The sequence below is a fragment of the Marinoscillum sp. genome, from assembly GCF_965229915.1.
Taxonomy (GTDB): Bacteria; Bacteroidota; Bacteroidia; order Cytophagales; family Cyclobacteriaceae; genus Marinoscillum.
Window position 1 is genome coordinate 4,638,911 of record NZ_CBDDJZ010000001.1, and the last position, 11,768, is coordinate 4,650,678.

Below are 11,768 nucleotides of genomic sequence, written 5' to 3' on the forward strand. Positions count from 1 at the left end.
TTTGGGACTGACTGCCTAGTCCTGTTTGAAGAAGCGCTTTGTGATCGTCCCGTCCGGACCTGACAAACGAATCAAGTAATGTCCGGATTTCAGTGATGAGATGTCTACTGGTATTTGGGTGGTATTGATCATTTTATTGGATAGTTGTCTGCCTGTGATATCCAGTAATTCCAGATGAGCATAGTGCTGGTTCAGTTGGAGGTGGATTACATCCTTTGCCGGGTTTGGATATATTAACAAGCTGCTACTTTCGATCACCTCATCTGGAGTAGATGCCTGCCGCGATCCGGTACTACAGTTTCCAACGGTAAAGCTGTGTTTGTCTCCTGCAGAGTTGCGTTCACCACCTTCAGGTACACTGTAGGTGTAATAGAAATAGATCGTCTGCCCACTGCTAGCGCTTATCTGAAATGGGGTGTTTGGAGATACGCCATATCCAGGATACGGTCCATTGGGGTCGGTTCCATAATACAGCAACGTGGTAGGATTACCCACGCCTGCATACCCAGGTACAAATGTTAACGTAGGATCACTACTGTCTTCAGAGATTTCCACGGTGTAATCTCCGTTTGGTCCAGATTGAGTACATCCGGTTGGTGTGGAGGTGTTCTCTGTAAAATCCACGTAGTTGAGATTGATGCCCGGTGAGATGAAATGAATACGCATGGTGTGGTTGCCAGGAGCAATCGCTATGTTCGCTACAGAGAACGATTCGTAAACTTGCCAGCCACCTGTGTTGGGAACCGATATGGGACCAGACACATCTACTCCATCAATCTCTACCCTCAAGCTACCACCGCCGGTTGCAGAAGCAGCGCGTAGGCTTAAATCAAAACTGGATGCATTTGCTGATACGTCATATTCGAGCCATTCGCCAGCTTCTGTCCAGCCAACATTGTAGAGTCCTTCAGCATCGCCAGTGCCTTCTATGTCCACATCTTCAGCAGGTCGGAATGCTCCTCCAGTATTGCCAGCTGAGGTGTCATAGTATCCCACATTTTGGCCGCCATCATTGAAGTTTTCTGCCTCGACTCTTCCAGGTAGAGTCCAGCCAGTTGATACACTATTTACGATAACCTGGGCAGTTCCATTCACTGCACCACTGGTGGCTGTGACGGTATAACTGCCGGCTGATGATCCGGTATACAATCCATTGCTATCTACGGAGCCTCCATCCGTAGACCAGCTAACTGAAGAACTCATCGGGTTACCATTTTGGTCCAGACCCTGGGCTGAGAATTGTTGTGTTTGTCCTTGGTCAATGGTTGCCGTGCTGGGAGATATCATGATGCTGGTTAGAACTGGTTGCTGAGCTTGCACCTCGCTTGCCTCCAGGTAATTGATATTGAACCCAGCTGCATCTATTACAACTCTCATGACATGACTCCCAGTAGCAATAGACACGTCCTCCACAGTTACGGTGGTGTAGGATTGCCAGCTTCCTGTGTTTGGAGCATTTATGGGTCCAGAGACGTCTACTCCATCAATTTCAACATGCAGTTGTCCGGTGCCTGAGGGAGATGCTAGTCTGGCACTAATGTCATACAATGCTGAGGATGCAGAAGCATAAATGGTATACTCGAGCCACTCGCCAGCTGCTGTCCATCCTACATTGTAAGCACCAGTAGCGTCTCCAGTAGCTTCTATGTCTACATCGTCATTTCGGTACGCTCCACCACTGTTTCCTGCAGAGGTATCATAGTAGTTGTCATAATCTTCAACTTCAATAGTTCCAGGTATGGAAATCCCGGAGATGACTTCATTGACGGTGATACTGGCAGTGCCAGTAAGGCCTTCACTAGTAGCACTTATTATAAAAGTACCATTATCTGATCCAGTGAATAGTCCGTTGGAATTGATAGTACCCCCAGCTGCTGACCAGCTTACAGAGGTGCTAATTGGGTCTCCATTCTGGTCAAAACCCTGGGCTGAGAATTGCTGCGTTTGTCCCTGATTAATGGTGGCATTGGTTGGTGACACATCAATACTTGTGAGCACTGGTTGGTTGGTGCCCGTGTATTCAAAGTAAATATCCGAAAGCGCCAGATCTGAAATGTTTCCGGTTCCATTGATGCTCAGAAGTGTTTCCACTCCAGATAAATTCACACCCGTAAAATCAGCAAGTGGAATGGTGAGCTCGTGCCATTGACCATCTCTCACAAAGCCATAAGGGTCGTTCCCAGCTTCAAAGACTATTGTCCCAAGAGCCAGACCAATGTTGATAGACAGGTTGAGTGTTTCCTGTGAAGAAGACTTCATGGCCAGGTGCAGATTACCTCCCTCAAATGCCGACAGATCGTGCAGCTGATCGGCAGTGATGCCCAGACCGAACCATCCAAGATTATTGGTGACATAGCTAAGAGCGGGCTGTCCGTTGTAGGTTTCGGTAGGTCCTTCGAGCAACGTTTGCTCCCAGACAAACACATCACCGTCTGTACCCAGTACCAGTTGGTCAGCTACTGGTGAGGAGGTGAACAGCCCATAATTTCCCTGGACCGGCACATACTTTGAAAATCCACTAGCAGGTTGTGATGAAAAGTGTATTTCATCGATTAGAAATTGTGAAGAGGTGGATGGATTGCTGTTTTCTACATTGCTGATGACGAATGGAGAATAGACCTGTTGGAAGTTAGAAACTACCAATTCTATTGGGATTTCCACGTCGTGCCATTGTCCGTCTCTCAGCAGGCCAAACTTCTCCTCACCAGCTGCAAAGTCCACTCCGGCAGATCCTGCGGCGCTTTCCGCTGCTATTCTAAAAGGCTCCTGAGAAGTGGTGCTTACTTTGAGTCGTAGAGAGCCACCTGAGTAGTTAGAAAGGTTAAGTACATCTGAGCTGTTGAGTGTCATTCCAGCCCACTGGTTGGCAGGAAATGTAATCTCATAAGCTTCGGATCCAAAGGAACTGCTAACCGTGTTGAGCTGTATTTCTGGAGCTGCAGCATCTTCCCAGAGAAATAGTTCGGCATCTATACCAAAGTCCAGCTGACTATCCACAGAAGTACCATCTGCAAATATTCCAAAGCCATTCGAGCCGAGAACCTCTTCTTCCACATTGCCAAGGTTGACTTCACCAATACCGCCTATATCATATACACGGACATATTCCACAAGCATCTGAGCTTCACTCCCGGCTGTTGGTAGCGCAGTGACATTCCCGGCATTGTTTTCTGGCTCACTGAATGGCAACCAGCCACCAACGGCCAAATTAAGTAGGATGTAGAAGTTATCCCCCGAGAAGAACTCACTCTGAAACGTGGGCTCATTTGGGATGGAAAATACTTCATATGCGGTTGATTCAATGGGGTTGTTGTTGGCATCAGTCTGTAGTACGTAGGCTGTCAGGCTGGTAGGTGTCCAGTCCACACGATAGACAAAGAAATCATCATTTAAGCCATTTCCACTTTCGGCAGGTGCATCATATTTGAAGTCATCCTCATTACCGTATTGGAGATTGCCAGTAACACCTGCATCTTCTGCACGCCAAAACACGTTGGCTTTTGCAACAGCATTGGCATCTGTGGAAGTTGCATTGAATCCAGCCTCCATGATGTCAATCTCCCCGGTATATGGCCATCGATTTCCATCTCCCAGCATCCAGAATGCCGGCCAGAGTCCATTGTTCATGTCGGGGAGTTTGATACTGGCTTCAACCCGACCATACTTCACACTTACCTTGTCCTTCGTTAAAAGGCGAGCAGAGGTAAAGTCCTTTCCGTTGACCGTTTCGCGTCTGGCAGTTATCACCAGCTGGCCATTCACGATGGACGTATTGTTGTTGGTGTATGTTTGGAGTTCTTGATTGCCCCAACCACAGATTCCCTGATCACATCCATCGCCAATGGCATAGGTCCAGACAGATTGGTCAAGCTGAGGAGTGTTGAATTCATCCGACCAAAGCAATGTTTGGGAAAACGATGCGTAGGTGAATGAGAGCAGCATGAAGGCAAGGACTACATGTAGTTTCCCATAGAGTAGTTGTTTTTTCATCATTGTGAGTGTTTTTATTGTGTTTACAAAATGCTTCTGTAATCACGCAGGCAGTGGGGATTATTCATTTGGATTAGGTATAAAATGAAATAATCGTATTTAAAGCTGCCTAAAAGGTCTGTAAATTGAAAAAATAGCAATACATCAATACTACATCAGGTAGGTGAAAAGTATTCGTCAGTAACAGTATTGCGGAGAGTGGAAATGTTGAATGAGAGGAGTGAGCGTATTCACACTACATCAAAACTACATCAGCTGAGATGAGCTCATTAAATTAGGTAGACGGTATTCATGTTCCTTTTACTTTTTTTATCAGACATAAAAAAAGCGGGCATTGCCCGCTTCTTAATTTGTTGTTATGAAAATGGATTATACCGCTGCAGCTTCTTTAACTTGCTCCACTACCTGCACATTTAGGTGGAGTTTTACATCGTCACCTACTACTACACCTCCGGCTTCTGTTACCATGCTCCAGGTAAGTCCAAATTCTTTTCTGTTGATTTTACCATTGATTTCGAACCCGGCTTTGTTTTGCCCATAACCATCTACCATTGTGCCACCCAGTTCTACATCCAGTTCGATAGGTTTGGTGATATCTTTCACTGTTAGGTCGCCTACCAATTTGAAATCGTCTCCAACTTGCTTCAGATTTCCTTCAAAAGTTAGTTTAGGATACTTCTCTGCATCAAAGAAGTCCGCACTTTTTAAGTGTCCGTCTCTGTCTGCCACGTTGGTATCAACGCTTGCTGTATCCAAGGAAAAAGATGCTTTTGCGCCATCAAATGTATCTCCAGAAGTCTCTAAAGATCCTGAAAACGTCTTGAAAGTTCCTGTAACTGTTGAGATTACCAAGTGCTTTACTTTAAACTGTACCTCACTGTGAGTAGGGTCGATGTTCCAAATTTTTGACATGATCGTTGTATGTTTTGTGTTAATTAAATGTACCTACATGTAATATGTAGTGTATTTAACTGTACGTACATACAAATGTTTCAGTTCATGCAAGAAATATTTGTAAGAAATTCTTAATTATCAGATTATCAGCTAGTTGTGAGTATAAAAAAAGGGTGATCTAAAAAGATCACCCTTCATTATTGCGATGAAGATCCTCTTTACGCTTCCTTATCCAATAAATCCGTTACCACATGGTATCGAGGATCGTCTATGCTTGTTTCAATAACCTTGCCAAAGTCAGGATCCAGTTTGGTTAGTAGTCCCTGGCATTCAGGACTCAGGTGTGTGAGTTTAATGGATTTTCCTAAATCGATGTATTTCTTTACCACACTGCTCAAAGCTTCCACACCAGAGTGATCACTCACTCTGGATTCTATAAAGTCTATTTCTATCGCATCAGGGTCTGTTTTAGGGTCAAATTTGGTATTGAACGCCTGGGTGGACCCAAAGAATAATGGTCCCCAAATCTCATAAACTTTAGTGCCGTCCTCTTTGATGTGTTTACGTGCACGAATCATGGTTGCATTTTTCCATGCAAAGACCAGAGCTGAGATGATTACACCGGCGATTACGGCTATAGCCAGGTCTTGCCATACAGTGATAGCTGATACGGCAATAAGGACAATAGCATCTGATTTGGGGATTTTATTGATCACACGGAAGCTACTCCAGGCAAACGTGCCGATTACCACCATGAACATCACTCCCACTAGGGCAGCTATTGGTATTTGTTCGATCAATGGTGCGCCAAATAATATAAAGCATAGTAGTGCAACCGCTGCTACAGCACCGGATAGTCTACCACGGCCGCCAGAGTTTACATTGATGATGGACTGCCCGATCATCGCACATCCTCCCATTCCACCAAATAGGCCATTGAGTATGTTGGCACCACCCTGAGCTACACATTCACGGTTTCCGCTACCACGCGTCTCAGTGATGTCATCCACCAGATTGAGTGTCATGAGTGACTCGATCAGACCGACAGCTGCTAAGAGTGCGGCTGTTGATAAGATAAGCCCCCAATGACCGGTTAGTGTGTCAAATAATGAAAAGATCTGAAACTGAAAGGAGGGAAGAGATCCTTTAAGGCCAGAGCCACCTCCATCACGGATAAATGAACCAACAGTACTGGCTTCAATGCCACCAAAGATGGTAAGGCATGCTACCACCACTATGGCCACCAATGCTGCGGGTAGTTTTTTGGTCACCTTGGGCAATAAAAACATGATAGTCATGGTAAGAGCTACCAGACCGATCATTATCAAAAGCGGTTCAGTTTCTAGCCAGTGAGTAGATCCATTTACTGTTTTTTTAAACATTCCCAGTTGGGATAAGAAGATTACAATGGCCAGTCCATTAACAAATCCCATCATCACGGGATGAGGGATTAGTCTCACAAATTTTCCCAGACGTAGTACACCGGCTAAAATCTGGAACGCTCCGACAAAAAGAAGCGTGATGAATAGCCACTGTAAGCCCAGGTTCTCAATGGGCTGCGCTAATCCCATTCCCACTTCATTACCTTGCTGTATCATGTGGACCATTACGACTGCCATGGCTCCAGTGGCTCCAGAGATCATTCCGGGTCTTCCTCCAAACAGCGAGGTGATTAATCCCATCATGAACGCTCCATAAAGCCCAACCAAAGGGTCGATACCTGCTACAAAAGCGAATGCCACTGCCTCCGGCACCAATGCGAGTGCAACAGTTAGTCCCGATAGAATATCGTTTTTAGGATTGAATGTGAAATTGTGAAAAATCTTACTCATCTAGCCGATTTTGTATGAAAAAAGGCGCAAAGATAGGGATTCTTTGGACGAAAAGTAAGTAAAGTGTAGAATTGATGAAAAGTTAATAACATAAAAACCCGACATGCTTCTCATGTCGGGTTCGAATCTGAATAGCCACAAGGGCTTGCTTACTTGACTTATGAACTACGATTGTAAGCGACAGGAATGAGGATACGCTAATTATCAGTCAACTGCTTACGCTTAAGTTCATGGGTACGAACATACGAGTTGATTTTGGAGGAATTCTGTAGAAAAGGCAAACTCAGCTAAGAAATCAAAAACCCGACCACTTAGGGTCGGGCTTTCTTAAGGATTCTGAAGTTTCCGAAATAAACGGAGGAAACAATAAAGTACAGGTATGTTTCAAAGCTGAAAAAAATATTGCTTCCAATCAGTATTACAAGTTTAACACAAAAACGGTGGTAATTCAAGCTATTCTTATTCAATGAGCGGGATGCGTGAATGAATTGGTGTTAGAGGCTTTAAGTAACGGTTTTGATAATTGTGTAAAACGGTTCGAAAGTTGTGTCGCTAAGTTGAATTAAATGCAGATCAATCCATTACTTTGAATTTCTTGTGAATATGAATAGGTTGATTGTTGCCGTCTATTCCTTGAATGTCAATAATGTAAACTCCAATGTCATCAGAGGTGTAGAATTCTATTGGATTTGATCCTGACCTTAGATTCATGCTGGGATTCCAAAGCAATATGGGTCTGAAATCAGGCATATTAGCAGGTACATTCAATTTGTCGTGGAGTGCGAAATTACCCTGTGTGAAAGCACCATTCAATTCATGGCTAAAATGGTTGGTATCATCTGTTTCATAAAAATTCTTGTTTTGAGTCCAGACTTCAAAAACACCATCGAAAATGAATCCATTTAAATATACGGGTTCATGAGTGATGTAGATTCTTTTAAGGCTTTCGGGAGAAAGGCTCATGATCAGATCATTGTCAAACACAGGAACACCATCTATTAGTCTCAATGGTTGGTTTTCCATTAGTTCAGTGTAAAACCCCTTCTTTTTATCAAGTCTATTGAGATAAAATTCAATTCGATTGTTTCTTGTTTTTGTCTTGACGCCAGGTAGGAATTCTCGTATTACCTCCTGAAAGTTCTGCAATGTGATGTACTCGTCTAAATTGATTGTAAAATCTGGCTCATATGACAAACTGCTAAATGCATCATTCTTTTGATCGGTGGAGATGCCCTCAGGTCGATAGGTGTTCTGAATGGTTCGGTTTTCATTAGCATACTTCAGGTAGTCTATCATGGCGTTTGATGCTGTAAATGTGGTAGGGATCGGATCAAGGCTCAATGAATAATCATCAATTTGATACAGAAGTTTCTGATTCCTGTTTTCGGCATCTTTGACCTTCAGAATTATCGGTGCTTCCCCCTCGAACATCTTAGGTTGAAAATAGAATAAGCCTGAAGAGTTAGTTCTGGAAAAGATCATTTCCGGATCATCTTTTAGAATTGTGAGAGAAATAGTTGTATCTGCTAAAGGGTTGCCATCCTGATCAGAAACATTGCCTAATACATGCAAAACGGATGTATTTTCAGGTAGTATATAATCAGTTTTCTGGATGCTCAGTGGTTGGAAAAGAGAATCCAACGCTATTAGGTTAGATGAATTCTCATTGATACTTTCTGAGATTACCTCATCAACTAGCCTACCCGACAGGTTGAGGTAACTGTACTGATCAATTGTTGGTAGTCTTTCTGCTTCAAAAAATGATGCTTTGCGAATAGCGATTGAGACATTGGCTGTTTCGGTCCCTGTTAGCGTAATCGATGCTCTTATCTTTTCCCTTCTTCCATAAAGCGAATCAACGTCATCAACCTGTAAGTTTGAAGCCACATCAGCACCAAGAAGCTGTGTTGAAGCAATAAGTTTATCGTTTTGATCTCTAATCTCTAATCGATTGATGCCCGCAGGTAAGGAACTGCTTGGGACAGTAAATTCTATCCCGGAAGGATTTACTTCAGGGTTCATACTAAAAAGTATGTTTTCATCTCTCTTTAGTGAGACGTTCAGTTTTTTGGTCGAGAATTCTTCGCCAAAGAAGATTGTCACTTTATAAGCTCCTTGCTTTTGCTTCAGTACTTTAATACCAAGTGTGTTGGTCATAGCCTTTGGTAAGGGAAACGTATTGAGATCGCCATCACGTATCACTTTCAAATGATAATCATTATCAGCAATCGGAGTGAAAAGTAAGTTGCCAAACCCTTTTTGAAGCTTCAGTTGTCCGAGGGTATCAGTGGTGCTACACAAGAGCACATTGGACTCGGTAGGTACACTGCTGAAATAAGTAAGGTGATTCAATCGATTAGCAACGAGATTCCCTCCTTCAGGAAAGAATTTCACCCAAAGTGCATCTGGCGAAGAACTAAGTTTATCAGATCTGTTGATTATTTGAATGCGCTGAGTGAAGCATCGTTCCGGGCTTAGCTTCATCTCATTGGTAAATGCTATCAAGATGTACTCACCACTTTTCATATTCTTCTCTAGCGGAATAATTGATGCTCCTTTTCCTTCTTTCAATACCAATTGTCTCAGAAAAACAGTGCTGCCATCAGCTCTATTGAGCTGTATGTATAGTACTTCATTCTGTTGGCCATAGGGAAAATGATAGGCTGAAAAACGAATGCTGTCATCGGACAAATAATAAGGTCTATCCAGATGCAGAAACACATCTCCTGTCTGAGATAAAGATGACCAGCCTGATAATAGGGCCAAAAGTAATAGTGAGAGGGAATAGATAGTTTTTCGCATACTTGTCAATAACTCCAAAATGAAGGTCTGGTGGTAGAAGTATTCGGGTAAAGCCTGCAGTCGCAGCAAAACTCAAAAGGCTTTGGTTGTAGCTCAGGTTCAACCGGTAAAGTTTGAGGAAAGCAGTCTGGATAAGCTTCATTTGGTAACAGTACCACTTTGAAATCTGTAGGCCTTATTACCGCTCTCTTACTGGAAGTTGAAGCAACCACAAAAGCTCCGAGTGCCTGTTCATTCGGGTTATCAACTTTAGCAATGTTCCCAACAATTTCGGTAGGAGGTGGATCGAATAAACTACCACCAAATTCTTGTTGGAGTCTGATCTGGTCGAAGTAATTGTATACATCTTTTGATATTCTGTAACGCTTGACCAGCATGTTGTAAGCAATAGAGAATTTGAAGCTTGGGTATAAGGTAAAAAGTGTGGTTTCGTTTAATTCTCCTGTTTGAAGTTCTTCAGTGGTATGTAGGTTGAGTTTAGAAGGCACTTCCTCTGATGCGAAACATCGGAGTGGGGGAGCTGGTGGAGGTGTAGATACCTCTTCATAAAAGCATTCAGTGCTGCCCTGCTTAGGAGTTTCAAAAGCAAAGACACCCTCATACTCATGCCAGAAGTATTTGGGGGTTTCGCTGGAAGGTATGGTGGTAATTACTTTGGCTACTTTGCTTTCTATCGCAGAATTATTACTTACACTAGTAATGACATCATGCATTATGGTTAACTCATTTATAGGCTCAGGAGCAAGCATTTCTTGCATTTCAGACTCATAACGCTCTCCACCTGGTAGTTCTACTTGTAGAGAGTAGGAGCGACCTATGGTTGGCGTAAATGATGAAGTATCTGTCATATACCTGCCGTTGGCCAGTTCGATAAAATCGAAAGAATTATTCAGATCGTCCTTTATAGTGACAATTGCACCTGGGACTCTTTCTGACCCCAAAGAAAGATCAATGGATTTGGTTCTACTCAAGGTGGCAAAATGTGGAATATCTTCATTGGTGATCAGACATTCTATGACAAGTCTTGAACTATTCTCTTCGTTGATATTTGGATCAAATTGCTCGATGCAAGATGCAAGACCAGTAAGTGTAATGAGTAGGATATTTACGAATCTTTTCATACGATTAATAATTCCAATAGGATGGTCTGGTGGTAGAACTATTTGGATAAAGCCTGCAATCGCAGCAATAATCAACCGGTCTTGGCTGTAACTCTGGTGGTGTTGGGGGAGGCAGCTGTTGAGGGAAGCAATCTGGATAAGCCTCATTGGGCAACTGCTCCACTTTGAAATCTGTAGGTCTGATAATTGTTCGCTTACTGGTGCGGGTAGCCACTATGAACATACCTAGTGCATGCTCATCAGGGTTGTCAATTTTGGCCATGTTTCCAAGAATTTCCGTCGGTGGCGGGTCGAATAAACTACCACCAAATTCTTGCTGCAGCCGTATCTGATCAAAGTAGTTATAAACATCTTTGGAAATGCGGTATCGTTTGATCAGCATGTTGTAAGCAATAGAGAATTTGAAACTAGGGTAAAAAGTAAATAGTGTTGGATTATCTGTCTCAGTAGTCTGAAGTTCATCATTGCTATAAAGATTCAGCTTGGATGAAACCTCTTCAAATGCGAAACATCTAACTGGTGGTCCGGGAGGAGGGGTTTCAAGCGAGTCATAAAAGCAGTCTTCGCTACCTTGTTTAGGAGTTTCAAAAGCAAACACACCTTCATATTCATGCCAGAAGTATTTGGGCGTTTCGCTGGAAGGAATGTTGGTAATTACTTTGGCTACTTTGCTCTCTACATCCGAGTTATTACTTACACTGGTTATGACATCATTCATTATGGTTAGTTCACCAATAGGTTCAGGCGAAAGCATCTCTTGCATGTCAGATACATAACGCTCGCCACTCGGGAGTTCTACATGCAGAGAATAGGAGCGACCTACAGTTGGGGTAAACGAAGCAGTATCGGTCATGTATCTTCCGTTTGACAGCTCGATTAAACCGAAAGAGTTATTCAGATCATCCTTTATAGTGACAATTGCACCTGGGATTCTTTCTGACCCCAAAGAAAGATCAATGGATTTGGTTCTGCTCAAAGTGGCAAAATGGGGAGCATTTTCATTTGTGATCAGACACTCTATGACAAGCCTTGCACTATTGCTTTCATTGATATTCGGATCAAATTGCTCAATGCAAGAAGTGAGAATGACAATGATTATTAACAGGCTATTTCGTAATCTGTTTCTCAT

Annotated in this window: 6 protein-coding genes; all 6 read right to left on the reverse strand. The window is 43.0% G+C overall.

Annotated features, from left to right (window positions below; translation table 11 throughout):
* Positions 1 to 15: 15 nt before the first annotated feature.
* Positions 16 to 3,993, reverse strand: a complete 3,978-nt coding sequence (locus tag ACO067_RS19830) for a carbohydrate-binding domain-containing protein (protein WP_421877401.1) — start codon at positions 3,991 to 3,993, stop codon at positions 16 to 18.
* 366 nt (positions 3,994 to 4,359) lie between these two features.
* Complete coding sequence (locus ACO067_RS19835) at positions 4,360 to 4,902, reverse strand: YceI family protein (protein WP_421877403.1); 543 nt, start codon at positions 4,900 to 4,902, stop codon at positions 4,360 to 4,362.
* A gap of 200 nt (positions 4,903 to 5,102) precedes the next feature.
* Positions 5,103 to 6,716: a SulP family inorganic anion transporter gene (locus tag ACO067_RS19840; protein ID WP_421877405.1), complete on the reverse strand. Its 1,614-nt coding sequence runs from the start codon at positions 6,714 to 6,716 to the stop codon at positions 5,103 to 5,105.
* Between the two features lie 573 nt (positions 6,717 to 7,289).
* The gene (locus ACO067_RS19845; RefSeq protein WP_421877407.1) at positions 7,290 to 9,518 is read right to left on the reverse strand and encodes a hypothetical protein; all 2,229 of its coding nucleotides are present in this window, start codon (positions 9,516 to 9,518) and stop codon (positions 7,290 to 7,292) included.
* Between the two features lie 5 nt (positions 9,519 to 9,523).
* Complete coding sequence (locus ACO067_RS19850) at positions 9,524 to 10,639, reverse strand: DUF4249 domain-containing protein (RefSeq protein WP_421877410.1); 1,116 nt, start codon at positions 10,637 to 10,639, stop codon at positions 9,524 to 9,526.
* A gap of 4 nt (positions 10,640 to 10,643) precedes the next feature.
* Positions 10,644 to 11,768, reverse strand: a complete 1,125-nt coding sequence (locus ACO067_RS19855; RefSeq protein ID WP_421877412.1) for a DUF4249 domain-containing protein — start codon at positions 11,766 to 11,768, stop codon at positions 10,644 to 10,646.

Coding starts and splice junctions, on each gene's coding strand:
- ACO067_RS19830 (WP_421877401.1), bottom strand. CDS start 3,993: ATGATGAAAAAACAACTACTCTATGGGAAACTACATGTAGTCCTTGCC.
- ACO067_RS19835 (WP_421877403.1), bottom strand. CDS start 4,902: ATGTCAAAAATTTGGAACATCGACCCTACTCACAGTGAGGTACAGTTT.
- ACO067_RS19840 (WP_421877405.1), bottom strand. CDS start 6,716: ATGAGTAAGATTTTTCACAATTTCACATTCAATCCTAAAAACGATATT.
- ACO067_RS19845 (WP_421877407.1), bottom strand. CDS start 9,518: ATGCGAAAAACTATCTATTCCCTCTCACTATTACTTTTGGCCCTATTA.
- ACO067_RS19850 (WP_421877410.1), bottom strand. CDS start 10,639: ATGAAAAGATTCGTAAATATCCTACTCATTACACTTACTGGTCTTGCA.
- ACO067_RS19855 (WP_421877412.1), bottom strand. CDS start 11,768: ATGAGAAACAGATTACGAAATAGCCTGTTAATAATCATTGTCATTCTC.